At 66.2% G+C, this 24,498-nt stretch carries 18 protein-coding genes and 1 tRNA gene; 7 read left to right on the top strand and 12 right to left on the bottom strand.

From position 1 onward, the window contains the following. Positions 1 to 53 precede the first annotated feature (53 nt). From NX774_RS22940 to NX774_RS22965, 6 genes are all read right to left on the bottom strand, one after another. Positions 54 to 1,874, bottom strand: coding sequence for a M61 family metallopeptidase (locus tag NX774_RS22940; RefSeq protein ID WP_258824620.1), 1,821 nt, complete (start codon positions 1,872 to 1,874; stop codon positions 54 to 56). Positions 1,875 to 1,958: 84 nt separating this feature from the next. Continuing rightward, the gene (locus NX774_RS22945) at positions 1,959 to 2,549 is read right to left on the bottom strand and encodes a nucleotidyltransferase family protein (protein ID WP_258824621.1); all 591 of its coding nucleotides are present in this window, start codon (positions 2,547 to 2,549) and stop codon (positions 1,959 to 1,961) included. 10 nt (positions 2,550 to 2,559) lie between these two features. Next, positions 2,560 to 4,773, bottom strand: coding sequence for a xanthine dehydrogenase family protein molybdopterin-binding subunit (locus NX774_RS22950; protein WP_258824622.1), 2,214 nt, complete (start codon positions 4,771 to 4,773; stop codon positions 2,560 to 2,562). Between the two features lie 9 nt (positions 4,774 to 4,782). Beyond that, positions 4,783 to 5,241, bottom strand: coding sequence for a (2Fe-2S)-binding protein (locus NX774_RS22955; RefSeq protein ID WP_258824623.1), 459 nt, complete (start codon positions 5,239 to 5,241; stop codon positions 4,783 to 4,785). 28 nt (positions 5,242 to 5,269) lie between these two features. Continuing rightward, positions 5,270 to 5,989, bottom strand: a complete 720-nt coding sequence (locus tag NX774_RS22960; protein WP_258824624.1) for a DsbC family protein — start codon at positions 5,987 to 5,989, stop codon at positions 5,270 to 5,272. A 21-nt stretch (positions 5,990 to 6,010) separates the two neighbouring features. Further along, the gene (locus tag NX774_RS22965; protein ID WP_258824625.1) at positions 6,011 to 7,243 is read right to left on the bottom strand and encodes a UbiH/UbiF family hydroxylase; all 1,233 of its coding nucleotides are present in this window, start codon (positions 7,241 to 7,243) and stop codon (positions 6,011 to 6,013) included. A 110-nt stretch (positions 7,244 to 7,353) separates the two neighbouring features. Here NX774_RS22965 and NX774_RS22970 point away from each other — a divergent pair. Further along, a tRNA-Phe gene (locus NX774_RS22970) sits at positions 7,354 to 7,429 on the top strand. A gap of 49 nt (positions 7,430 to 7,478) precedes the next feature. Here the strand turns inward: NX774_RS22970 and NX774_RS22975 are convergent. Further along, positions 7,479 to 8,474, bottom strand: a complete 996-nt coding sequence (locus NX774_RS22975) for an extracellular catalytic domain type 1 short-chain-length polyhydroxyalkanoate depolymerase (RefSeq protein WP_258824626.1) — start codon at positions 8,472 to 8,474, stop codon at positions 7,479 to 7,481. A gap of 122 nt (positions 8,475 to 8,596) precedes the next feature. Here NX774_RS22975 and NX774_RS22980 point away from each other — a divergent pair, with 122 nt between their 5' ends. Together NX774_RS22980 and NX774_RS22985 are read left to right on the top strand one after the other, a co-directional pair. After that, positions 8,597 to 10,117: a M48 family metallopeptidase gene (locus NX774_RS22980; RefSeq protein WP_258824627.1), complete on the top strand. Its 1,521-nt coding sequence runs from the start codon at positions 8,597 to 8,599 to the stop codon at positions 10,115 to 10,117. Positions 10,118 to 10,231: 114 nt separating this feature from the next. Continuing rightward, the gene (locus tag NX774_RS22985) at positions 10,232 to 11,029 is read left to right on the top strand and encodes a mechanosensitive ion channel family protein (protein WP_258824628.1); all 798 of its coding nucleotides are present in this window, start codon (positions 10,232 to 10,234) and stop codon (positions 11,027 to 11,029) included. A 1-nt stretch (position 11,030) separates the two neighbouring features. On the opposite strand, the gene NX774_RS22990 is transcribed toward NX774_RS22985, so the two are convergent. Beyond that, complete coding sequence (locus NX774_RS22990) at positions 11,031 to 11,591, bottom strand: hypothetical protein (RefSeq protein WP_258824629.1); 561 nt, start codon at positions 11,589 to 11,591, stop codon at positions 11,031 to 11,033. A gap of 240 nt (positions 11,592 to 11,831) precedes the next feature. Between NX774_RS22990 and NX774_RS22995 the strand changes: the two genes are divergently transcribed. Then, a complete protein-coding gene (locus NX774_RS22995) occupies positions 11,832 to 12,572 on the top strand; it encodes a hypothetical protein (RefSeq protein WP_258824630.1) in 741 nt (246 codons plus the stop codon). 60 nt (positions 12,573 to 12,632) lie between these two features. On the opposite strand, the gene NX774_RS23000 is transcribed toward NX774_RS22995, so the two are convergent. Continuing rightward, a complete protein-coding gene (locus tag NX774_RS23000; protein WP_258824631.1) occupies positions 12,633 to 14,705 on the bottom strand; it encodes a M13 family metallopeptidase in 2,073 nt (690 codons plus the stop codon). Between the two features lie 139 nt (positions 14,706 to 14,844). On the opposite strand from NX774_RS23000, the gene NX774_RS23005 reads away from it, so the two are divergent. The 3 genes from NX774_RS23005 to kefC all read left to right on the top strand — a co-directional run bounded on the left by NX774_RS23005 (position 14,845) and on the right by kefC (position 17,499). Then, positions 14,845 to 15,297 (top strand): MerR family transcriptional regulator, encoded by a 453-nt coding sequence (locus NX774_RS23005; protein WP_258824632.1) that lies wholly within the window; start codon positions 14,845 to 14,847, stop codon positions 15,295 to 15,297. Next, on the top strand, positions 15,236 to 15,607 hold the full coding sequence (locus tag NX774_RS23010) for a carboxymuconolactone decarboxylase family protein (RefSeq protein WP_258824633.1): 372 nt from the start codon (positions 15,236 to 15,238) through the stop codon (positions 15,605 to 15,607). The genes NX774_RS23005 and NX774_RS23010 overlap by 62 nt, the downstream gene beginning before the upstream one ends. Before the next feature lie 110 nt (positions 15,608 to 15,717). Then, positions 15,718 to 17,499 carry a glutathione-regulated potassium-efflux system protein KefC gene (gene kefC / locus NX774_RS23015; RefSeq protein WP_258824634.1) on the top strand — a complete coding sequence of 594 codons (1,782 nt, stop codon included), beginning with the start codon at positions 15,718 to 15,720 and terminating at the stop codon, positions 17,497 to 17,499. 33 nt (positions 17,500 to 17,532) lie between these two features. Here kefC and NX774_RS23020 read toward each other — a convergent pair whose 3' ends face one another. From NX774_RS23020 to NX774_RS23030, 3 genes are all read right to left on the bottom strand, one after another. After that, positions 17,533 to 18,714: a hypothetical protein gene (locus NX774_RS23020; protein WP_258824635.1), complete on the bottom strand. Its 1,182-nt coding sequence runs from the start codon at positions 18,712 to 18,714 to the stop codon at positions 17,533 to 17,535. A gap of 151 nt (positions 18,715 to 18,865) precedes the next feature. Continuing rightward, entirely contained in the window at positions 18,866 to 22,597 is a 3,732-nt protein-coding gene (locus NX774_RS23025) for a bifunctional diguanylate cyclase/phosphodiesterase (protein ID WP_258824636.1), read from the bottom strand. A gap of 85 nt (positions 22,598 to 22,682) precedes the next feature. Further along, complete coding sequence (locus tag NX774_RS23030) at positions 22,683 to 24,341, bottom strand: methyl-accepting chemotaxis protein (RefSeq protein ID WP_307731430.1); 1,659 nt, start codon at positions 24,339 to 24,341, stop codon at positions 22,683 to 22,685. Between the last annotated feature and the right edge of the window lie 157 nt (positions 24,342 to 24,498).

Raw genomic sequence — 24,498 nt, forward strand, 5'->3', positions numbered from 1 at the left:
AAAATTCAATCCGGCCCTGCACACCGCTTGACGGACATAACAGTATCTACCCTTTATTCGCTCGGTCGGGTCAGCACGGCGACCTTCTTGGCCGAGGGCGCGTGGGACAGCGAAATGCCCGGCACCCGATCACCCTGCAAGCTCACTTCGAAGCTCATCAGCTCATCGCGGCGGAAGGCGTGCACGGTGACCTTGTCGCCAACTTTGTAGCGCGCCAGCAGCGTGTCCAGGTTGGACGGATTGCCCGTCACCCGAATGCCGTCCAGCGCGATGAGGATGTCCCCCGCGGACAGCCCTGCCCGGTGCGCCGGCCCGCCCTCGTGCACGCCGGTGAGCCTGGCGCCGCCCGTGTCGCGGCCAACGTTCGCGTCCAGCGAAGGCTTGGTGCCCTTGCGCTCATCCACGAGCTTGACGCCGAACGGCGCGTACAGCTTGGCCAGCGGCAGGTCCTCGGTGCCACGCACGTAGCGCTCGAACATGCTGCGCAGCTTCACGCCCGACACTTCGTCGAACAGCGCCTCGACCTCGCCCTCGGTCACACCGCGGCCGACGGACGGGTAGAAATCGTGCCCGTAACGCTGCCACAGCGCCAGCATCACGTCGTCCAGCGACTTTGCGCCGCCGGTTTTGGCCCGGATCGTCAGGTCGAACGCGAGCGCGATCAGCGAGCCCTTGGTGTAGTAGCTGATGATGGCGTTGGCCGCGTTCTCGTCCTGCCGGTAGTACTTGCTCCAGGCGTCGAAGCTCGATTCGGCCACGCTCTGCTTGGTGCGCCCGCTGCCGCGCAGGACGCTGCCCACCGTCTTGGCCAGCAACTTGAAGTAGGTCGGCTCGTCGATGATCCCGGCGCGCACCAGCATCAGGTCGTCGTAGTAGCTGGTGAAGCCTTCGAAGAGCCACAGCAGCGGCGTGTAGTTCTCGACCTGCAGGTCGTACGGCGCGAACACGGCCGGCTTGATGCGCTTGACGTTCCAGGTGTGGAAGTACTCATGGCTGCACAGGCCCAGGAACTTCAGGTAGCCCTCGCCCGGCTCGCTGCCCTTGGGCGCGGCGGTGCTGGGCAGGTCGGCGCGCGAGCAGATGAGCGCCGTGGATGCGCGGTGTTCGAGGCCGCCGTAGCCATCGCCGACCACCATCGTCAGGAACACGTAGCGGCTCATGGGCGCGCGTTTGGTCTTCGGCTCGAAGAAAGCGATTTGCGCCTCGCAGATCGCCTTCAGGTCGGCCTGCAGGCGCGCCATGTCCAGGTTCGGCACGCGGCCCGTGATCACGATGTCGTGCGGGACGCCGTGCGCCTTGAAGGTGGCCAGCGCGAATTCGCCCATCTCGACCGGGTGGTCGATCAGCTCGTCGTAGTTGGCGGCGATGTAGGTGCCGAAGCCGTAGCGCCTGGCGCCCAGCTCCGGCAGCGAGGTGGCCACGCGCCAGTTGGCGGCGGCCGGGTCCTGCGGCGCCTGGATGTCCACCTGGTGCGCCGCCTCTTCCTTGCCGAGCACCCGCAGGTACACGCTGGTGCCGTTGAAGAAGCCGTGGGTCTGGTCCAGGTGCGCGGCGCGCACGGACAGGTCCCACGCGTACACCTCGTACCAGACCATGAGCGGGCCGCTGCACGGCGCCGCCTTCCAGGTGTGCTTGTCCACCTTTTCCAGCGCGACGGCCTGGCCGTTCGACTCGGCCCGGATGCGCACGATATTGCGCGCGAACTCGCGGATCATGTAGCTGCCGGGGATCCACGCCGGCAGCGCGAACACCTGCCCCTGCGGATCCGGTTCGGCCACGGTGACGGTGACGTCGAACAGGTGACCGGACAGGTCGCGTGGCAGAATCGTGTACTGGACCGCGGGCGGCGCCTTCTTCTGGGTTGGTTTTTTCATGGTCAGCGATGGAATGGTTTTTTGTAGTGTAATCGCAAGAGCCCGGCAGCGGCCACTCGCCATGAACACGAAGCGACGATTGCGTCAGCGGCTGTCGCGTCCGCGCGAAAGGTCGGCCTGCTCGTCGATGTCCTCGACCACGCCGGGATCGTCCACCTCGACTTGCGTGACCGGATTCGCTTGCAGGATGGCGCGCGCGCCCTGGTCGCCTTGCAGCGCCAGCAGCGCAGCCAGGTGCGTCTGGCTGAAGCCGACCGGGTTGCCACGCCGGCCCTTGAATACCGGCGCCGCAATGTCCGCGCCCGATGACAGCGCCGCGCCCAGTGCTTCGATGGTGGCCGGGCGAACGAACGGCATGTCGCCCAGCGCCACGATCCAGGCCTGCGCATCGGGCAGCGAATGACGAATGGCGTGGACAAGCGAGGCTGCCATGCCTTGCCCGGCCTCGTCGCAGATGATTACTTCGCAGCCCAGCGTGCGCAGCACATGGACGACGTCGCCGGAATGCGGCCCCACGACGGCCACCACGCGCGGCATGGCCGCGAGCAGATGGCGCGCGCTGCGGGCCACGACAGGCTCGCCACAGGGCAGAAGCTCAAGGAGTTTGTTGCGCGCGCCGGAGGGGTCGAAGCGGCTGCCCCTGCCGGCGGCCAGCAAAATGCCGACAGGGGTCACGGCCGCATCCTCAGGCGGCGGTAAGGTCGAACGGCAGCTTGCGCAGCCGCTTGCCGGTGAGGCGATACAGTGCGTTGGCAAAGGCCGGCGCCAGCGGCGGCAGGCCCGGCTCGCCCATGCCGGTGGGCGGCTCCGCCGACGGAACGATGAACACGCCCACATGCGGCATTTCGTTCATGCGCGCCACGCGGTAGTCGTTGAAGTTCTGCTGCTGCACCACGCCGTCCTTGAGCGTGATGGCCGCGCCGGGCAGCGTGGTGCCCAGCGCCATGAGCGCCGCGCCCTGCACCTGCGCCTCGACCGTCAGCGGATTGACTGCCAGGTTGCAGTGCACGCCGGCGGTCACGCGGTGCAGCTTGGGCGCGCCTTTGTCGAGCGAGGCCTCGACCACGTAGGCCACCACCGAATTGAACGACTCGTGCAGCGCCACGCCCCAGGCATGCCCCTTCGGCAGCGCCTTCTTGCCGTAGCCGGACTTGGCTACCGCGAGGTCGAGCGCGGCCAGGTGGCGCTTGTGCTCCGGCCCCATCAGCTTTTTACGATATGCCACCGGGTCCATGTTCGCCAGGTGCGCCGCTTCGTCGATCAGGGTCTCCATCACGAACGCGGTGTGGGTGGAACCGACCGAACGCCACCACAGCACGGGCACGTTGGCCTTGGTGTTATGGACGGTCAGGTTCAGCGGCACGGCGTACGGTTCGCCCATGCCTTCCACGCTCGTTGCATCCACGCCATTCTTGACCATGAAAGGCTCGAACGGCGTGCCGGAGATGATCGACTGCCCGACGATGGCGTGGTCCCATGCGACGATGTTGCCCTTGGCGTCCAGGCCGATATCGGCGCGGTGCACGTAGGCCGGGCGGTAATAGCCGCCCTTGATGTCGTCCTCGCGGCTCCACATCACCTTGACCGGCTCGCTGTGGCCGGCGGCGCGCCAGGCCTTGGCCACGCCCACCGCCTCGACGATGTAGTCCGAGGTGGGCACCGCGCGGCGCCCGAAACCGCCGCCCGCCATCATGGTGTTGACCGTGACCTGCTCGGGCTTCAGGCCGGCAGTTGCGGCCACCGCCGCCTGGTCCTGGGTCTGGAACTGGGTGCCGGCCCACACGGTGCAGTGGTCGGCGCGCAGTTCCACCACGCAGTTGAGCGGCTCCATCGGCGCGTGCGCCAGGTAGGGGAATTCATAGACGGCCGAAATCTTCTTCGGCGCGCTTGCCAGCGGCGAGATGTCGGCCTTCTTGGCCACCGTGCCGGGCGTCTTGGCCAGCGCGGCGTACTCCTGCATCTGCTTAGCGGTATCGACCTTGCCGACCGCGCTGGTGTCCCAGTCGATGGCCAGCGCGTCGCGGCCCTGCTTGGCGGGCCAGTAGCCGTCGGCGATCACGGCCACGCCGCGACCACCGCGGTCCGTCGGCACTTCGACCACGGCGCGCACGCCATTGATCGCCATCGCCTTGGCGGCATCGAAGCGCGTCACCTTGGCGCCGAACACCGGCGGGCGTGCGACCAGCGCCACCTTGCAGTTCTCGGGCTTGAAGTCCAGGCCGAACTGCTGGCGCCCGCTCGACTTGGCGCGCGCGTCGATGCGCTTCATGGGCTTGCCGATGAAGCGGAAATCCTTGGGGTCCTTGAGCGTGACGGTGGCCGGCACCGGCTGCGCCATCGCCGCGTCGGCCAGTTCGCCGTAGCTGGCTTTCTGCCCGGCCGGGCCAAACACCACGCCGTTCGCGGTCCGGCACTGCGCCGGCTGCACGTTCCATTTCTGGGCCGCGGCCGCCACCAGCATGGCGCGGGCACGCGCGCCGATCTCGCGGTATTGCGTGAACGAGTGCGCCACGCTGCCCGAGCCGCCGGTCATCTGCATGCCCATCAGGGGGTCCTTGAAGGCGTCGCCGGCCGGGGCCAGCTCGCCGCGCACCTGCGACCAGTCGGCGTCCAGCTCTTCGGCCATCAGCATCGGCAGCGCGGTGTGCACACCCTGGCCGAATTCCAGGCGGTTGACCATCACGGTGACCGTGTTGTCCGGGGCGATGTGCAGGAAGGCGTTGGGCGCAGACGGCGCCGGGACCGCGCCCGCGGCACGCGCGAAGCGGCCGGCGGAGGGAATAACGAAGCCGAGCACCAGGCCGCTGCCAAGCGCCGCGCCGGCCTTCATGAAGCCGCGGCGCGAGAGGCCGCCCTCGGGGCGCACGGGCGCCTCCTGGTTCATCCATTCGGTACGCATGTGGCCTCCTTATGCCAGGGTCTTGGCCGCGTCCTTGATGGCCGCGCGGATTCGCTGGTAGGTGCCGCAGCGGCAGATGTTGCCGCTCATGGCGCTGTCGATGTCGGCGTCGGTGGGCGCCTTGTTGGTGCGCAGCAGCGCGGTCGCGCTCATCACCTGGCCGCTCTGGCAGTAGCCGCACTGGGGAACGTCATGCTTGACCCACGCGTCCTGCACCGCCTTGCCGACCTTGTCCTGCTCGATGGCCTCGATCGTGGTGATCTTCTGGCCCACCGCCGCCGAGATCGGCGTGACGCAGGAACGGACCGGGTTGCCGTTCAGGTGCACGGTGCAGGCGCCGCACAGCGCCGCGCCGCAACCGAACTTGGTGCCGGTCATGTTGAGGTTGTCGCGCAGCGCCCACAGGATGGGCGTGGACGGGTCGGCGTCGACCTGTACGTCGCGCCCGTTGACGTTCAGTTGAACCATGCTTCTCCCCCAGTTGTGGTTGTTCTAGTTACTTCAGCGTTGCCAGCTTGGCTTCCAGCGCTTTCTGGTCCACGGCGCCCGGGATGCGGCTGCCGTCGGCAAAGAAGATCGCAGGCGTGCCCTGGATATGCAGCTTCTGCCCCAGCGCCAGCACCTTGTCGTTCGGCGTCTGGCAGTTTTCCGGCGCGGCCGGGGCCTGCTTCCCGTTGATCATCCAGTCGTCCCAGGCCTTGGCGCGGTCGGCCGAGCACCAGATGTTCTTCGACTTGGCGACCGAATCGTCGGACAGGATGTTGTACAGGAAGGTGTAGATGGTGATGTTGTCGGTGTTCTTGAGCGTGGTCTGGCGCAGGCGCTTGCAGTAGCCGCAGTTCGGGTCCTCGAACACCGCGATCACGCGCTTGCCGTCACCCTTGACCTGCTTGATCGCCAGGTCCAGCGGCAGGTCGGAGAACTTGATCTTCTGGATGTCCTCGATGCGGGCGCGGGTCAGGTCCTGCGAGGTCTTCACGTCGTAGATGTGGCCGATGACCAGGTACTGGCCGGTCTTGTCGGTGTACAGGATGTCGCCATTGACGCGCAGCTCGTACAGCCCGGCGTACGGGGTCTCCTTGACCGATTCGATCTTGGCGCCACCCAGGCGCGGCTCGACCGCTTTGCGGATGCTCGCTTCGGTCGTATTTTCGGCGCCAACGCAGGAGGCAATCAGGCCCGTCGCCATCAATACGGCGAGCTTTCGCTTCAACATATGTATTCCTTAATGAATGAGTTACCTGCCCATCGCGTGGGCAATCAGCCGGCGCTTTACCATCGGCAATTTATCGAGCAAGTTTAACCCCAAATTGCGGATCACTCGCACTGGCTCAAGATTCGCGCCGAAGAGGCGTTCCAGGCCGTCGGTCGCCAGCTGCATCAACAGCACATCTTCCTTGCGGGCGCGGGCATAGCGGGCCAGCACGCGCTCGTCGCCGAGGCTGCGGTGCTCCTCGCGGCCGGCCAGCACTTCAAGCAGGTCGACCACGTCGCCAAAGCCCAGGTTCATGCCGTGGCCGGCCAGCGGATGCACCGCGTGCGCGGCGTCGCCCAGCAGCGCCACGCGCGGCGCCACGATCGAGTGCGGGCGGATGATGACCAGCGGGACGGCCTTGACCATCTCGGGCTGCAGCGGCTTCAGGCAACCGAGCTTGTCCTCGGCAAACTCGCCCAGGCGGATCGCCAGCTCGCCCTGCGATTCGCTCATCAAGGTATCGGCCAGGGTGTCAGGCGCGGACCAGACCAGCGAGACGCGGTTGCCAGGCAACGGCAGCAGCGCGACGATGCCTTCATCGCAGGTGAACCACTGGTAGGCCACGCCGTGGTGCGGCTTTTCGCAGGAGAAGTTGGCGACCACGCCGCGCTGGTGGTACGAGCGGTAATCGATGCCGATGCCGCACTGGCCGCGCACCCACGATTCGCGCCCGTCCGCGCCCAGCACCAGCTCGGCCTCGATGACCGTGCCATCGTCCAGGCGCACGCTGGCGCCATCGTGGCGGGCGGTGAGGCTGGCCGCGCGGCCGCTGACGATCTGCACGTTGGGCGCAAACTTGAGCGCCGCGTCCAGCGCCTGCGCCAGGTTGCTGTCCTCGACGATCCAGGCCAGCGTGCCAGTGTGCGCGCTGAAGGCGTCGAACGACAGGCCGCCGGCGTTCTCGCCGTCGCCGTTCACGATCATCGAATCGACCGGCGCCACGCGCGACAGGTCGAGCGCGCCCCACACCTTCAGGGACGAGAGCAGGTTGTGCGCGGTGTGGTTGAGCGCGTACACCCGCACGTCCCACGCCGGCTGGGCGCCGCTGGTCTCTTCCTTCGGCCCCGAGCGCGCGGGCGGGACCAGCAAGGTCACGCTGTGACCGGCCTGGGCGAGCCCGAGGGCCGTGGTTTTGGCGATGGCGCCGTTGCCAACGATGCAGACGTCGCTGCGGTACTGTGCGGAGGAAGAGGTCGAGGTAGTCATAGCGTTCATTATAGCGACTCGGCCTCGCGCGGCCGTCCGCGGGCGCGTCCCGGGCGATGAGAAAGTTTCAAGCGGGACTTGCAGAGTGCAAATCTGCTGGCTATAATCATGCCTCTCTTGGCCTGGTAGCTCAGTTGGTAGAGCAGAGGATTGAAAATCCTTGTGTCGGTGGTTCGATTCCGCCCCGGGCCACCAAAGATTCAAAGAAAAACGCCGACCTGACTCAGGTTGGCGTTTTTTTTCGTCAATTTCCGCGGCGCGGCGGCTGGCTGTCGAAGAAGCGCCAGATCGTAGCGCTCGCGTCCAGTGCGGTCGATGCCGCTTCCTTCCCCTGCCGTACACGGTCCGCGCCCGGCCATGAATGGCCGCCGGTGTCCGTCACGCACATCTGGACCTGTGCCCCGCCGGCGCAATCCTGATACGCCTCGCAGTAGGCGCCGGGGACCTGCAGCACCCGCTGCACCTTGCCGCTGCACTGGTCGCGCTGCACCCAGCGCGCAATGGTCTGCGGCACCGACACGAAATCCATCACACTGCGCTGGTCGCGGAATGCGCCAGGCCCGGCGCCGCCGTCGAACAGAACGTGGTCGTCGTCGCGGGCATGGATGTGCAGTACCGAGACCGGCCGCGACGGGACGCAACGCAGGGTAGCATCCGGCCCGGCAACCGATGCGACGGCACGGAACACGTCCGCCGCCTCGCACGCCAGCCGGTGGGCCAGCATGCCGCCGTTGCTCATTCCGGTGGCGAACACACGGCGCTCGTCGATGGCATAGCGCGCCTTGAGCGCGCCCACGACCGCGCGCGCAAAACCGACGTCGTCGCTGCCCTGGTCGCGCGCGTAGCCGCAGCAGGCACCCGCGTTCCAGGTTGCCAGCCGGCCGCCGGGCAGCCTGCTGGCGCCATTCGGAAAGGCAACGAGAAAGCCGCTTTGGTCGGACTGGCGCTGCAGGCCGTACCGGGCGTCGTCGGCCATGAAGTCGGCACTACCGCCACCTCCATGGAAGGCCAGTACCAGCGGCGCCGGGCGGGCGGGATCGTACCCGGCCGGCACATGCACCAGCACCTTGCGGCCCTGCACCTGGAGTTCCTGCAGCCCGGTCGCGGCACTGCGGTCGGCGCGCCGCTGTTCGAGGCGATGCCGGATGTTCTCGCCCAGTTGCTCCGCCGGCGCGGCGGCGGACGCCAGCAGCGCAGATGCGACCAGGCAGCACGACACGAGATGGTAGCGAAGCTTCATGGGCGGGCTCCTTGAGTGTGTTATCGAGCAATGATACGGCGGTAGAGGGTCCTCGCAGAAATATTACCAAGAAGCAAGTTTTTCACAATACAATCAAGCTCTGTTCAATAACGGGGCGTGCCGTGAACGAGGAAGAATTTGGCTGGCTGGTCAAGCGCCTGGAAGCGCAGTCGGCGAACTCGCCGCAGGCGTTCCGGGCCCGGGTTCTGTTGATGAGCATGGCCGCCTATGTGGCCCTGTTCTGCGTCCTGTTCCTCAATGCGGCGCTCCTGTATGGCGCCGTTGTGTGGTCGCGCGAGCACGGCGTGAACCGTGTCGCCATCGCCGCCGGCATCCTTGGGCTGATGTCGGTGCCGATCCTGTACGTCACGCTGCGCACGCTGGCGATGCGCCTGCAGCCGCCGCAGGGCCGGGCGATCACGCGCGCACAAGCGCCGGTGCTGTTCGAACTGCTCGACAAGATGCAGGCCCGGCTCAAGGGTCCCGCCATCCACCATGTGCTGGTCGATACCGACTACAACGCCGGTATCGTGCAGTTGCCGAGCTGGGGCCTGGTCGGGCCGAGCGTGAATTACCTCGTTCTCGGCCTGCCCTTCCTGCTCGGCCACAGCACCTCCGGCATGCAGTCGGTGGTCGCGCACGAATACGGCCACCTGTGCGGCGCGCATGGGCGGCTGGGCAACTGGGTATGGCGCCAGCGCCTGATCCTGCACAAGGTGCACGAGCGGGTGGACGCGGCCGCGGAAGCGTCGGTCTGGTATGGCATGCTGCTCAAGCCACTGGATGCCTTCATGCCCTACTTCGACGCCTGCTGCTTTGTGCTGCGCCGCCAGCACGAATACGAGGCGGACCGCACCTCGGCCAAGCTCGCCGGCGCGGACGTGGCCGCCGCCAGCCTGGTGCGCAGCGAACTGCTTGCCACCTGGTTCCACACGCAGTTCTGGTCCACCCTGTACCGCCAGGCCGACACCCGCGAACGCCCGGGCTTCATGCCGTACAAGTCGCTGGCCACGGCGCTGCGGATCAGCCACGACGAATGGGCGACACAAGAGCGCCTGAAGACCGCCTGGCAGTACGAGTCGGGCTACGACGACACCCATCCCTGCCTGCGCGAACGCGTGGAGGCGCTCGGCCAGCACCCGGCGTTGCCGCAGCCGCTGGCGCGCAGCGCCGCCGTGTCGCTGCTGGGCGAGCTGGCCAACCAGCTGGCCGAGGAATTCGACCAGGCATGGTGGCGCGACCATGGCAAGGACTGGGGCGAGCGTTACCGCCGCGTGACCCGGTCGCAGGCGCGCCTGCGCGAGCTCGATGCCGCCCCGCTGTCCGGCCTGCCCCTGCACGAGCTGCAGGAGCTGGCGGTGCTGAAGGTGGAATTCGACTCGGCGCAGGCGGCCAAGCCGGTGCTGGCGCATTTGCTGCGCCAGCGCGGCGGGCCGTTCCCGAAGGCGTCCTGCATGTACGGCCAGATCCTGCTGGACGAGCGCCGCCGCGAAGGACTCGACTACCTGGCCGAGGCGGCGCGCCATGACCGCAGGCTGGCCGACGAGGCCCTGCACGCCGGCTTCCAGTTCCTGCTCGCGCACGAGGGCGAGGCGCGCGCGCACCAGTGGGTGGGTCAGGTCCAGCAGGCGCAGGCGGCCTGAGCGCTGGGCCTGGCGCTCCTCGGGCTTGATGGCGAGCACGGTCGACGCCGCCGAACCACGCCACGCTCGGCCGGTCGAACGATGACCGTCACCATCGAGCTCACGGAGGACGTCATGAACTCGCAGATCACCAGTTGGGGCGCATCGCTGATGGCCTCGCTGTCCGCAGCCATGTCGCTGCTGTTTGCGGCCGTTCCGCGCATCATCGGCTTTCTCATCATCCTGGGAATCGGCTGGCTGATCGCCTCGCTGATCGAAAAGGCGATCGTGGCGCTGCTGCGCGCCGTCCATTTCGATGGCTTTGCCGACCGCGCGGGCATGGGGCCGATGGCCCAGGCGCTGAAGCGCTCGCCGTCGGGCGTGCTGGCCGGCATCGCCAAGTGGTTCGTGCGGCTGATCGCGCTGGTGGTCGCGTTCGACGCGCTGGGCGTGCCGGCGGTGTCGCAGGTGCTGCACCAGTTGCTGATGTGGCTGCCCAACCTGGCGGTCGCCGTGATCGTGCTGGTGATCGGCGGCATGGCCGCCAATGCCGTGTCCGGCATCGTGCGCGAGACCGCCGCCAAGGCCCGGCTGGAGCGTCCGGAACTGGTGGCCACGGCGGCCCGGTGGGCGGTCTGGGGCTTTGCGATCCTGGTCGCGGTGTACCAGATCGGGGTGGCCAGCACGCTGGTGGATATCCTGTTCATGGCGCTGGTCGGGGCGATCGCGCTGGCCATTGGATTGTCGTTCGGGCTGGGCGCGCGCGACACCGCCGGGACCATCGTGCGCAATTTCTACGAACGCAACCAGGGCGCGACCGGGCGCGTGCGGCAATCGATCAGCGCGGCCAACGAGTTGCCATACAGCGGCGTCGAGCACCGGCACGGGCTGGTGGACCGGCGCAGCGGCAACGGCCGCCGCGCGGCAACCTGAACTACGGGCCCGGGTGCGAATTGTCCGGCAGCGACGGGATCGCGCGCAGGTATTCGTACATCGCGGCCAGGTCGGCCTCGGTCTTCTTGCCGAACGTTGGCCACGGCATGACCTGCAGGATCTGCCCGGCCGGGTCCTTGGGGTTGTGGCCGCTGCGCAGGGTCTCGATGAACTCGCGCCGCGTCAGGCCGGCCGGCTTGCCGGCGTGGTCGGGCGTCAGGTTCGGCGCGGTGATCTCGGGACCAAAGGTGCGCCCGCCGGACAGGTACTCGGACGCATTGATGATCTCGCGCTGGCCCTGGAACGGGTCGCCGCCCGGCAGGTACGAGGGATGGCTGTGACAATCGATGCAGCCGCTGGTGTTGACGATGTAGCTGCCCAGCCCGACCAGGGCGCGATTCTTGTCTTGCAGGTTGAGCTTGACGCCCGGCGGCACGATCTCGTAGCCGCGCCTGATCTGGTGCTCGAGGTAGTCGTCCTTGCGCATGTCATTGGCCGACCAGGCGAACGCGGCGCTCAGGGCCAGGCACAACGCGGCGCCGATCCCCAGTACTTTCTTCATGTGGCTTCCTCCTGACGAAGAGACGTGAACCGTCGCACGGGACGGCGCCATCCCAGTCTAGCCAGTTGTAGCGGAAAGTTTTCGCCCTCGGGCAGGACGCTTGAGCTTGCTCAAACGGCAACTTTCGTCACCATCAGCGGCGTCTCCGACTGTCCGCGAAAACGGAGAAACATTTACGACAACCTGCCAAGCCTGGCCTGCAATAATGGTGGTTTTGCCATGTATTTACGGAATATCGCCATGATCAGGAAGACCCTCATTGCCGCCCTGTGCGGCATCGCCCTGGCGCCGCTCGGCGCCCATGCGCAGTGGCTCGACACCTTGAAGAACGCCGCCGCCCAGGCCGCCGTGGGCGCGGTGCAGAAGGTGGTGGACAAGCCGGCAGCCGAACCGCAGGAGCGCAGTCCCGCGGCCGCGCCCGCGACACGCAATGCCGATACCCCGGCTGCCCCCGCCGCGCAACGCGCTGCCGAAGCGGGCGCGGCGCCAGGTTGCCGCAAGCTGAAAGGCAATGTCCTGCCGCCGGTTGGCGAGCGTCCGGCCGGGTTCAAGCCCGAGGTGCTGTGGCCCGAAGAGACCCAGTGCAGCTATTACAAATTCGCCGACCTGAAGTTCGACGCGGCGCGCGAGATGAAGAAGAAGTTCGAGAATGCGAGCAAGGTGCCGTGCAGCGATTGCGAGGGCGGCTACAGTTTCGACGCGTGGGCGCACTTCTCGATGGGCAAGGGCGGCATCAGCAAGGACAAATTCGACGCGATGCTGGTGGCGCTCAAGCCTGGCCAGCACATCGACTGGAAAGGCGCCAAATTCCAGGGCCAGGTGCTGCTGAGCGGCGAACAGCCGGTGGCCGGCTTCCCGTGCAAGCAGTTCCACTGGATCCTCAAGGACAAGTCCGGTGCCCAGGTCGCCGAGCGCGAGGGCATGTTCTGCGAATACAAGGAAGAGTATTCGACCACTGCCAAGTGGCACGAGATTCTGTGAACGCCGGAGCTTTTCCGCTCCGGCCTCACATCCGCGCGCCCCGCCCGGGGCGCGGCGTCCTTACCAGAAGATCACGCGCTGTTCCGGCGCGAGGTACATCTTGTCACCCGGCTTGACGTCAAACGCTTCGTAGAAGCCCGGATGGTTGCGCAGGCTGCCGTTGACGCGGAATTCTGACGGCGAGTGCGGGTCGGACTTGACCTGCGCGATCAGCGCCGCGTCGCGCGCCTTGCCGCGCCGTGCCTGGGCCAGGCCCATGAACAGGCGCTGCTCCGCGGTCATGCCGTCGATCACCGGCGCCGGCCGGCCCGCCAGGTAGATCTGGTAGGCGCGGCTGGCCATGATCGCGCCGGCGTTGTCGGCGATGTTCTCGCCCAGCGTGAGCTGGCCATTCAGGTGGTAGCCGGGGACCGGGCTGTAGCTGCCGTACTGCTCGGCCAGCAGCTTGCCCTTGGCGGCAAATTTCTCGCTGTCTTCGCTGGTCCACCAGTTGCGCAGGTTGCCGTCGCCGTCGTACTGGGCGCCCTGATCGTCGAAGGCGTGGCTGATCTCGTGGCCGATCGAGATGCCGACCGCGCCATAGTTGACGGCCGGTTCGGCGTCGGCATCGTACAGCGGCGACTGCAGGCGCGCTGCCGGGAACACCACCTCGTTCATCTCCGGGCTGTAGTAAGCGTTGACGGTCTGCGGCGTCATTTCCCATTCGCTGCGGTCCACCGGCTTGCCCAGCTTGCTCACCTGGAACTGGTGCGCGAAGGCGCGGGCGCGCCGCACGTTGCCCACCAGGTCACCCGGCTTGACCACCAGCGCCGTGTAATCGCGCCACTTCTCGGGGTAGCCGACCTTGACGTTGATCTTGGCCAGCTTGGCCTGGGCCTGCTTTTTCGTTTCCGGCGTCATCCATTCGAGCGTATCGATGCGCTCTTTGAACGCAGCCAGGAAATTCTTCACCATGTCCTCGACCTGGCGCTTGCGCTCGGCCGGGAAGTACGCGTCCACGTAGGCCTTGCCAACCAAAAAGCCCATGTCGCGGTTGATCTCGGCGATCGCCAGTTTTTCCAGCGGGCGGTTGACCTTGGCGCCGGACAGCACGGCGCCGCGGAAGGCAAAGCTCTCGTCCACGAAGGCCTGCGACAGGTAGGGCGCATACGCGGAGAGCAGGCGGAACTGGAAGTAGGCCTTCCAGGTCTCGACCGGGGTCTTGTCGATGATCGCCGACAGGCCGGAAAGGTAACTCGGCTGGCTCACGTTCACCGCCACGGCCTTGCCGCCCACGCCGCTTGCCTTCAGGTAGCCGTTCCAGTCAAAGTTCGGCATCAGCGTTTTCAGCTGGGCGACCGTCATCTTGTTGTAACCCTTGACCGGGTCGCGGTTCTCGACTGCACTCCACTGCACGCGCGCGATCTCGGTTTCCAGCGCGACGATGCCGGCCGCCTCGCTGGCAGCGTTGGCGTGGCCGGCCAGCGCCAGCATGTGCTCGATGTGCTGCTGGTACTTGGCGCGCACCTCGGCCAGGCGCTTGTCGTCCTGGGCCAGGTAATAGTCGCGGTTGGGCATGCCCAGGCCGGACTGGTTGATGTCGGCCAGGTAGTGGGCCGAATCCTTGTTGTCCTGGTGGACCGACAGGTGCAGCGGGCCGCCGGCGCCGGCGATCTCCAGCTGCGCCACCAGCGCCGCGAACCGGCGCTTGTCGCGCAGCGCGGCGATGGCGTCGAGCTCGCGCTGGACCGGGGCCAGACCCAGTTCGTTGCGGTGCTTCTGGTCCACGTAGCTGTTGTAGAAATCCCCCATCTTCTGCGCCGGCGAGCCGGGCTTGGCGTGCTTGTCCTGCGCCGCCTGCTCCACCAGGGTGCGGATCTGCTGCTCGACATTGTCCTGCGCAACATTGAACGCGCCCCAGCTCGAGCGGTCGGACGGGATCTCGACATCCTTGAGCCACTTGCCCTGGGTGTAGCGGAAGAAATCGTCCTGCGGGCGCACCGTGCTGTCGAAGGCAGCCACGTCCACGCCGGCGCGCTGGGCCGCCGCCACCGCCGCCGGAGCGGTTGAGGCGGCAACGCTTGCCGGGCCGGCGGCATGCGCGGCGCCGGCGAACAAGCCCACGATCAAGGTACTGCACAAGGTGCGCTTCATGTCTGTCTCCTGGTTAAGCTTTTGAACTGGCTGGATGCTAATGCAAAAGCAAAGGTGTGCCAAGGAAACATCGGTATGTATGACAGCTTCGGTACACTTGCTTGACTTCGAGCGCACTCCAACTTCTACGATTCCCACCATGACCGCCGCACTGACCATCCAGCAAGCGGCCGCAGCCTGCGGCCTTTCCGTGCACACCTTGCGTTACTACGAGCGCATCGGCCTGATCCGGCCGGTGGCGCGCCGCGCCAACGGGCACCGGCGCTACCGCAGCGAGGACATGGGCTGGATCGCGTTCCTGCTGCGGCTGCGTGCAACCGGGATGCCGGTGGAGAAAATGCAGCGCTATGCACGCCTGCGCGAAGCAGGCCAGGAGCTGGGCAGCATCCGCGAACGCCGCCATATGCTCGAGGAGCATGCGGCGGCCGTGCAGGCCGAGCTCGATGCGCTGGCCGAGACGCTCGGCTATCTCCACCAGAAGATTTCCCTGTACGGCGACATGGAGCACCAACTCACAGAAAGGGAAGAAAATGGAAACACGCTACGAACGGGGCTGGAAACGCCTGAAGGAAGTGGACGGCAAGGCCGGTGAACAGGTGGTCGCGGCACTGGCCGATTGCTGCCCGGACCTGGGCCGCTACATCGTCGAGTTCGGCTTTGGCGACATCTACTCGCGCCCGGGCCTCACCCTGCAGCAGCGCGAATTGGCCACCATCGCGGCACTGACCGCGCTCGGCACGGCCACACCCCAGCTCAAGGTGCACATCGCCGCCGGCCTGCACGTGGGACTGTCGCGCGCGGAGATCATCGAAGCGATCTTGCAGATGAGCCTGTACGCGGGCTTCCCGGCGGCCCTGAACGGGGTATTCGCGGCGCGCGAGGTGTTTGCCGCCCACGACTGACAGCGCGAGCGTGCCGGGCCGGGCGCTTCGATATAATCGTGGCAAGGCCAACCGGCCGGTCAGCTCGGGCAGCAAGCCGGGCGGCGGACACCCCTGCTCACAGCCAGATCATGCCCCAATTGCTGCTCACCCCGATCGTGTTCCTGCTCACCGCCGTGCTGCTGGTGCCGCTCGCGCAGCGCCTGAGGCTGGGCTCGGTGCTGGGCTACCTGGTCGGCGGCTGCCTCATCGGGCCGTGGGGCCTGGCCCTGGTCAAGGGCGTGGACTTGATCAGCCATGTGGCCGAGATCGGCGTGGTGATGATGCTGTTCCTGATCGGCCTGGAGCTGCAGCCGGAAAAGCTGCTGGCCATGCGCACCCTGGTGCTGGCCGGCGGCACGCTGCAACTGGTGGCCTGCGGCCTGCCGCTGGCGCTCGGCGCCTGGCTGCTCGGCATGCCGGGCACGGCCGCGGTGATTGCCGGGGCCACGCTGGCCTTGTCCTCGACCGCGATCGCGGTGCAGAACATGCAGGAGCGCCACCTCGACCACACCCCGGCCGGCACCGCCGCGTTCGCGATCCTGCTGTTCCAGGACATGGCCGCCATTCCGCTGCTGGTGATCACGCCGCTGCTGGGTGACGGCGCGGCGCAGACCGCGTTCAATGCGCCGCTGGCGGCGGCCACCATCGCGGGCATCCTGGTGGCGGGCCGCTACGCGATGCCGGCGGCCCTGCGCCTGATCGCGCGCACCCGGCTGCGCGAGATCTTCACCGCGTTCGCGCTGCTGCTGGTGCTGGGCATCGCCCAGCTGATGACGCTGGCGCACCTGTCGATGGGCCTGGGCGCCTTCCTGGCCGGGGTGCTGCTGGCCAGTTCGGAATACCGCAAGGCGCTCGAGACCGACCTCGAGCCGTTCAAGGGACTGCTGCTCGGACTGTTCTTCACCTCGGTCGGCATGTCGGCCAACCTGGGCTTGCTGGCCGAGGTGCCGGGGCAGGTGCTGCTCTTGTCGGTGGGCTTCATGCTGGTCAAGATGGCCGTGCTGGGCCTGGTGGCGCGGCCCATGCCGATTGCGCCGGCCCAGCACTGGCCGTTCGCCGCCCTGCTGTCCCAGGGCAGCGAATTCGCCTTCGTCGTGTTTGGCGTGGCGCACGCTGCCGGCGTGATACCGGCGCGCTGGGGCGAGCTGCTGGTGCTGATGGTGGCGGTGTCGATGGCGCTCACGCCGCTGGCCGTCACGGCCGGCAACGCGCTCGGCAAGACCCTGCACTCGCCCGCCACACCGCCACCCGACACCATCGAGCCGGAGGGAGCGCGCGTGATCGTGGCCGGCTTTGGCCGGGTGGGCCAAATCGCGGGGCGCCTGTTGATGGCGTCCGGCATCAAGGTCACGGTGCTGGACAACGACCCGGACATGATCGAGACCGTGCGCCGCTTCGGTTACCGGGTGTTCTACGGCGACGCCACCCGGCTCGACCTGCTGCGCGCTGCCGGCGCCGGCCAGGCGCGCCTCTTGATCAACGCGATCGACGACATGGAGGCGAACCTGGCGTTGACCGACATCGTCCGCCAGTATTTTCCGCATCTGAAGCTGATCGCGCGGGCGCGCAACGTGACCCACGTGTACGAGCTGCGCAACCGCGGCGTCGAACTGGTCGAGCGCGAAACCTTCGAATCGGCCCTGATGCTGGGGCAGTGGGCGCTGGAACAGATGGGCGTGGAGCCGACAACGGCCGAGCGTGCCCGACTGAAGTTCCGCGACCACAACCTGGCGACCGTCGAGGCCATCTACCCGCACTACCAGGACGAATCGGCGATGATCTCGATCACCCAGGCCGCGCGCGACGAGCTGGCGCGCTCGTTCGAGCAGGACCGGTTGCGCCTGCGCGAGGGCGAGGACGGCCGGGCCTGACCGGCAGGGCGGCGTGCGCGCCCGCCCGGTGCATCATGGCCTGCGCGACAAGCGCCCGAGCGAGGCATAGGCGTTGGACCATTGCCTGCTCCACCTTGCTGCGGCCCCGCTGGGAAGCATGGCCGCCAGCGCCGCCGACGCGCGCGCGGCCAGCAGCGCGAACAGGTAGATCGCGCCGATCACGAGCGCGAACGCCAGCAAGCCGCCTGCCGATGGCTGCGCCGCCAGCGGCAAGCCCAGCCACGCGTTGGCCAGCGCGACCGCGAACGCCATGAGCGGGAATTGCGTCGCATACAGGGGCAGCCCGAGCCCGGCCAGCCTGCGCCGCAGCCGCGCCACCGTGCCGGGCCGCGCGCGCCGCCCGCGGATCCCGTACAGCGCGGCCAGGAACACGGCAAGCCCGCCTGCCACCATCAGGTCGAGCAGCAGGCGCAGCAGCGAAACGTAGGGCAGCGGCAGCGCCGCAAGGCGTGCCCCAGCCACCCGCGAAGCGAGGAGGACGGCAAACAATACCGCGGCGCCGGCCCAGCCTGGCACGCGGCGGCGCCAGCGCGGCGCCCACGCCGCCACCGCAAGGCCAAGCAGCCACGCGGCCAGGTAGCCCAGGTAGCGCGGTGCGACCAGCACCAGCGCGGCCGCGAGCAGCGCCGCCACCGCACAGCCGCGGCGCAGCCCGGACGGTCCGAGCGAGAACGCGGTGGCCAGCACAACATAAGCCCAGGCCTCGTAGGCAAGCAGGAACAGCATGGCGTTGCTACCAAAGCCCGGGACAACGATGTCCTGCAACAGCAGCAGGTTGCCGAACAAGACAAACGGCGTCAGGTGGGTGGGCGCCGACTGGGGCAGCGCCGCATACACGCCGGACTCGGCGAACAGCGCGCCGCCCGCCACGTCGAGCAGGCCGCCCGCCGCCAGCGCCGGCACAAGCAGCAAGTACACCTTGCGCCCGTTGCGCCACAGGTCGGGCCGGGGATCGGCGCCGCGCCGCCACCGCGACAGCGGCAGGCCGCCGAGCAGCAGCCCACTCAGGACCATGTAGGCGATGAAGGATTCGTGGCCCAGGCTGGTGACGAAGTAGAACAGCCGTGTCAGGATGCCCTTGTGCGCGACATGCCCATAATTGGCGAACAGCAAGAACCGGACGTGGTAGCTCACGGCGATCAAGGCGGCGAGCCAGCGCAGCGTTGCAACCCTGGAGAGGAACAAGCTGTTCACGGTCTATCGTCCATGAAATCGGGCCGGCGACCGCAGCCCGCATGGATTCCACGCTACCACCCAGCCTGCTCGTCTGTTTGATCCCGATAGACGTGTGCGCGTGAACTGCGCGGCTGGACGCACAGTCAAGCCGGTTTGGCCATCCCGATCCCTAGTCCGGCAACGCCATCACCGCCATATCGTGCACAGGCAATGCGCGCTCTTCGCGGAGAAGCTGTTCGAACGCGTCCGCAGCGAGAGGCTGGCTGAAGTAATACCCTTGCATCTGATCACAGCCGTGCTGTCGCAGGTATGTCAATTGTTCCTCGGTTTCGACGCCCTCTGCAATCACTTGCAGGCGTAGTCCATGCGCAAGCGAAATGATCGAACGCACCAGTTCGGCGCCGTCACTGTTGAGCGTGATGTCGCGCACGAACGATTGATCGATCTTCAGCAGATTGATGGGGAAGCGTTTGAGGTACGACAGGCTGGAGTATCCAGTGCCGAAATCGTCCACGGAGAGATGCACGCCCAGTGCCTTGAGTTCACGCAAGACGCCAATGGCGAACTCGACATCGGTCATCACCATGCTCTCCGTCAGCTCAATATCCAGATGCTGGGCAGACATGCCCGTGTCAGTCAAAATGGCGGCGATCGATTGTGCCAGCCCGCGATCGGCAAACTGTCGGGCAGACAAGTTGACTGCGACGCGCAGTGCAGGCAATCCGGCAAGCTGCCAACGACGATGTTGCATGCAAGCGGTACGCAGCACCCACTCCCCGATCGGCCCGATCAATCCGATCTCCTCGGCCAGCCCGATAAAGCGTGCCGGCGAGACCATGCCAAGTTCCGGGTGCTGCCAGCGGATCAGTGCCTCCATACCGACGACCTTGCCCGTACGCAGATCGAGCTGCGGCTGATAGTGCAGCAGGAATTCGCCGCGTTCCAGCGCATTGCGCAGGTCGCCTTCGAGGCGCAGTCGCGCCAATGCCTTTTCATTCAAGGATGCCGTGTAAAACTGGAAGCTGTCGCGTCCGGCGCCCTTGGCGCTGTACATGGCGATATCGGCATGCTTGATCAAGGTCTCCGCGTCCCTGCCATCTGCGGGATAGACTGCGATGCCCATGCTACAGGTCAGGAAGAATTCGTGGCCCCCAACAATGAAGGGTGGGGCAACGACGTCCATGATTCGCTGCACAAGTGCCGTCTCCAGCGATGTGTCGGCCTGCTCGGCCAATACCAGGACAAATTCGTCGCCGCCGAGGCGGGCGACAGTGTCGCTGTGGCGAACCACGCTGCGCAGGCGAGTCGCCACCTGTTTGAGCAGGACATCCCCGGCCTGGTGACCGAGCGTGTCGTTGACGAACTTGAAGCGATCGAGGTCAAGGAACACCACCCAGACGGGTTTATCGTCGCGCGCTGCGGCTGCAATGGCCTGGTTGAGCCGCTCCTGCAGCAGGTTGCGGTTGGCGAGCATGGTGAGGGCATCGTGATTGGCCTGGAGCTCGAGCTGCTCTTCATAACGTTTGGTGGTCGTCACGTCATATTTGGCACCGACAAAGTGCGTCACTTCGCCAGTCTCATCCCGTACCGGGGCAATGTGAACGTCCGTCCAGAACATCGCCCCGTCGCGACGATAATTCCTTATTGTCACGTGGCCTTCCTGCTGGGCGCGAAGGAGCCTGCGCAGTTCCTTCAATCCGGCCTGTTCCTTGTCATTTTGATGCAGCACCCTGAGGCTTTTCCCGGCGATCTCCTGGGCCGAATAGCCTGTCATGCGTTCGAAGGCAGGGTTCACATATTCCACCGGATAGTGTGGCGCTGCTGCGCTGGTGATGACGATGGCGTTCGGACTGGCTTCAATGGCACGTTGACGCAGATGGAAGGCAGCCTCCGCGGCCAGCTTGGCGCTGCGATTGCGCAGGAACTGCATCGCGACCGCCACCGAGTTGGCCAGCCCGGTGAGCAGGTCCACCTCTTCCGCATCGAATGCATCCGGCTCGGCTGCGTACACGTTCAGCAAGCCGACAGTCTGGCCATCATGCACCAGCGGGAGCGTGATCTTCGAATTGAAACCACGGCGTAATGCTTGCTCTCGGCGCGGGCCGAATTGCGGGTCGGATTGCAGGTTGTTGATGATCGTCGGGCGGCCCGTGCGCAGTGTCGTGCCGATGGTGCCCGCTCCCGTGGCACCGGCGCGTAGCGCACCGTCGATACACGCCAGGTAACCATCTTGTTCGCCGGCGATGCCCGCCGGTTCGACGCCGCCGTCCCGTGCCAGCAGGCCGGACCACGCCAACCGATATCCCTCGCGTACGACCACTTCGCAAATACCCTGCAACAGTGCGTGTTCATGCGCCGCGCTGGCCAATTCGTTCTCGCAGGCGTGGATGGTACGCAGCGCACGGTTACTGCGACGAAGCGACTCTTCCATCTGCCGCTGCTCGGTCACATCCCTGCCGAGGCAATCCACGCGCCCCGGCTTGGACGACGTGCCTGCGACATAGTGTGCCTCATAGTGCATCCACCGCACCGCGCCATCGGGCCGGACGATTCGGTAGAGCATTTCGTCCTGCCCCTTGCGAGCCAGTTTCCTGACGGCGCGGATCACTTGCCTGCGGTCGGCCGGGTGCACGCAGCGCAGCCACAGGCGCGCCCTGTCGAGAAAGGACTGGACGCTGCGTCCGTAGAGACGTTCAACCGCGGCACTGACATAGCGCACCTCGCCGGACGAGGTGTCGAACGTCCACAGCACTTCGTCAATGGACTGCACGATGTCGTTGAGTTGCTCTTCTTTCGCCTGCAAGCTCAGGTACGCCTCGCGCATGCCGGCATCGGAAGCCTGCCGCGCGACATTGAGCGAGCGCATGAAAAAGAACGCGAGAAAGCTGAGCAGGACACCTGCCAATCCGGCGAGCGGAGGCAACCAATACTGCGAACGTGTCTGGAACGTCGGCCGCATGGTCAGGCTGAGCTCCCACGTGGTACCTCCGAACGTCAGGTCGAAGGTACGTCGTAGCGGGCCATTGGCAGCGAGCGTCGTGCCCGGAGCGGCAACATCATCTGGATTATTGCTGAAAATTAGCGTCTGCCCGACATTCCCCGCTCGCGTGGCAGGCATGTTCGCTTTGTCGCGGATTGCAATGTCCAGATCGTCGAGCAGCTTGGCGCCAAAGACATTGCGCAGCATTTCGTCGACCCGGATAGCAAGGAAGAAGACGCCGGACAAGGCGTCGCGGCGGCCGGCGAGGGTATCGGGTATGTCGCCGTGATACATCGGCGTATAGAAAACGACACCATCCACGTCGCCTGGCTCGACAAACAGGCGAACCCGGCGGGTCGCCGCCCAATCGCCGGTATCGCGGGCACGCTCGATCGCCTCGATTCTGCGCGGTTCCGCTGCATGATCAAAGGCCAGCCCGTAACGATTCCGGGCCAGCGGTTCGATCGCCTTGACGACGAAGGCATCCGCTGTCGGCGATGGGGCCGGCGGGTGGATGACGGGCGGCTGCGCAAGCTCGTGCGCATATTCCTTGCGAATCGCCTGTTCGAATGGCGTCTTGCCGGCCGGAGCAAGCCGCTCGCTGAAGCCGACCGCTTGCACGGCCGGCAGCCGCTCGTTCAGCTTGAGCCAGGTGACACTTTGCCGGAACGACGCCCGGGTCGGATGCGCAGTTGCGCGATACTCGGCCTGCAGGCCGCGTAAGGCTTCCGCATAGGCGCCAAGCTGGCGTTCCAGGTTGTGCTTGGCGTCTCTTGCGCGGATGTCGAGCTGGGATTGGAGTTCCTGGTTGACGAGCCGAACACCTGCCCAGTAAACCACAGCAGATGCCAGCAGCCCCACGACCAGGAATACCCGCGCAAGGCGCAGCGCCTGACTCGATTTCGCATCTGCTTGTTTCATCGGAATTCTCGTATCTGCTGAAAATGATCACCTCATGGCCAGGTCGCGCTTACGACCTGGCGGGCTGGGCCCGTGTCGCCATCGATCAGGCGGCGCCCTGCGCGGCGCTCTGCAGTGCCGGCGACGGGCTTGCCGAAAGTTGCCTGCGGTTCGACTGCGGCCCGACGCGCCTTGCTGCGGAAGAGCCGCCTGCGTCGTCGGCGCTGATCTTGAACACCGCAACCGCGCGGGCCAGGCTGTGCGCTTTTTCCTCGAGCGATGCAGCGGCCGCGGTCGACTGCTCGACAAGGGCGGCGTTCTGCTGCGTCACCTGATCCATTTGAATGATCGCCTGGCTGATCTGCCCAATGCCCGCGGTTTGCTGATCGCTTGCCGCGGTAATCTCGGCCATGATTTCCGTTACCCGTCGCACGCTCACGACAATGTCATCCATGGTGCTGCCGGCCTGTTCAACCAGCCGGCAGCCGGCATCGACCCGCTCGACCGAATCGCCGATCAGCGTCTTGATCTCCTTGGCCGCTCCAGCCGAACGCTGCGCCAGGGCGCGCACTTCCGCCGCTACGACCGCAAAGCCGCGTCCGTCCTCGCCGGCGCGCGCCGCTTCGACAGCAGCGTTGAGCGCGAGAATATTGGTCTGGAAAGCGATGCCATCGATCACGCCAATAATGTCGGCGATGGTCCTGGCGGACTCGTTGATCGCGTCCATCGTTTTCACGACTTCACCCACGATATCGCCGCCCCTGAGTGCCACGTCGGAGGCCGAGGCGGCAAGCGCGTTCGCCTGCCGCGCGCTGTCCGCATTCTGCTTGACGGTCGATGTCAGCTCTTCCATCGAGGCAGCCGTTTCTTCGAGGGAGCTGGCCTGTTCTTCGGTGCGCGACGACAGATCGCGGGTACCTGCCGCAATCTGTGCCGATGCAGCCGCGACGGTATCGGTCCCGTTGCGCACTTCGCTGACCACGCCGAGCAAGCTGGCACTCATATCGTTCAGCGCGTGCAGCAACTGCCCGGCTTCGTCTGCCGATGCAACCTCGACGACGCTGGTAAGGTCGCCGGCCGCAACCGTCTTGGCGGCACCGACTGCGCGATTGATGGGGCCTGTGATGGAGTGCGCAATCAGGAATGCGAACGCGAGCCCGCCAAGCAACGCGCCGGCGCCCAGCGCCAGCATTGCCTGCACGCCCGACCCGGATGCGCTTCTCACCCCGTCCGCGGCCGCCATCGCCAGATTCTTCTGCAGATCCTTCAGTTCAAGCACCGATGCCTGCAGCTTGTCGAGGATCGGAAGCGTCTCTTGCAGCATCACTTGCTTTGCTTCGTCCGGCTTGCCGTCGTCGACGAGTTTGCTGACTTTGCTGAATGACGCGACATACTGCGCGCGTTCGGATTTGACGGTAGCCAGCAGCTGTTTTTCCTCTGGCGAGTACACCAGGCGTTCCAGCGTCCCCAGCGCCGCAACGATGATCTTCTTGTTGGCCTCGATATGCTCATGGATCTTGTCCCGGTATTGCTTGTCAGGGACGAGGAACAATTCCATCGTGCGCCGCGTCTGCGCGCGGATCGTCGCGTTAATCGTGTTTGCCGCATCGGCTTTCGCCCACTCGACGTCGATCATTTTCGTGGTCGACGCTTCGATGCCGGAAAGCCGCGTGACGCCAACCACGATCAGCATGACCAACAAGCTGAGCACGATGCCGAAACCAAGTGCCAGGCGGCTTCTGATCTTCATATTGCTGATACGCATATGTCCTCTCAAAACTTTTCTGGTTCCAATGGCGCGCTCGTGCAATGCTCCCTGAAGACGAGCCTCGTCCAGACGCACATCCGGCAGTCGGAGGACGTGACGCGAGCCACTCATCAGGCAGCACTGGGCCGAACAATGTGAGCAACAACGCGTTGGC

Origin of the sequence: Massilia agilis (genome assembly GCF_024756255.1) — a bacterium.
Classification (GTDB): domain Bacteria; phylum Pseudomonadota; class Gammaproteobacteria; order Burkholderiales; family Burkholderiaceae_D; genus Telluria; species Telluria agilis.

Bases quoted from the DNA above. Each gene is read 5' to 3' on its own strand.
- NX774_RS22940 (WP_258824620.1), bottom strand. From the start codon at position 1,874: ATGAAAAAACCAACCCAGAAGAAGGCGCCGCCCGCGGTCCAGTACACG.
- NX774_RS22950 (WP_258824622.1), bottom strand. From the start codon at position 4,773: ATGCGTACCGAATGGATGAACCAGGAGGCGCCCGTGCGCCCCGAGGGC.
- NX774_RS22955 (WP_258824623.1), bottom strand. From the start codon at position 5,241: ATGGTTCAACTGAACGTCAACGGGCGCGACGTACAGGTCGACGCCGAC.
- NX774_RS22960 (WP_258824624.1), bottom strand. From the start codon at position 5,989: ATGTTGAAGCGAAAGCTCGCCGTATTGATGGCGACGGGCCTGATTGCC.
- NX774_RS22965 (WP_258824625.1), bottom strand. From the start codon at position 7,243: ATGAACGCTATGACTACCTCGACCTCTTCCTCCGCACAGTACCGCAGC.
- NX774_RS22975 (WP_258824626.1), bottom strand. From the start codon at position 8,474: ATGAAGCTTCGCTACCATCTCGTGTCGTGCTGCCTGGTCGCATCTGCG.
- NX774_RS22985 (WP_258824628.1), top strand. From the start codon at position 10,232: ATGAACTCGCAGATCACCAGTTGGGGCGCATCGCTGATGGCCTCGCTG.
- NX774_RS22990 (WP_258824629.1), bottom strand. From the start codon at position 11,591: ATGAAGAAAGTACTGGGGATCGGCGCCGCGTTGTGCCTGGCCCTGAGC.
- NX774_RS22995 (WP_258824630.1), top strand. From the start codon at position 11,832: ATGATCAGGAAGACCCTCATTGCCGCCCTGTGCGGCATCGCCCTGGCG.
- NX774_RS23000 (WP_258824631.1), bottom strand. From the start codon at position 14,705: ATGAAGCGCACCTTGTGCAGTACCTTGATCGTGGGCTTGTTCGCCGGC.
- NX774_RS23005 (WP_258824632.1), top strand. From the start codon at position 14,845: ATGACCGCCGCACTGACCATCCAGCAAGCGGCCGCAGCCTGCGGCCTT.
- NX774_RS23010 (WP_258824633.1), top strand. From the start codon at position 15,236: ATGGAAACACGCTACGAACGGGGCTGGAAACGCCTGAAGGAAGTGGAC.
- kefC (WP_258824634.1), top strand. From the start codon at position 15,718: ATGCCCCAATTGCTGCTCACCCCGATCGTGTTCCTGCTCACCGCCGTG.
- NX774_RS23025 (WP_258824636.1), bottom strand. From the start codon at position 22,597: ATGAAACAAGCAGATGCGAAATCGAGTCAGGCGCTGCGCCTTGCGCGG.
- NX774_RS23030 (WP_307731430.1), bottom strand. From the start codon at position 24,341: ATGCGTATCAGCAATATGAAGATCAGAAGCCGCCTGGCACTTGGTTTC.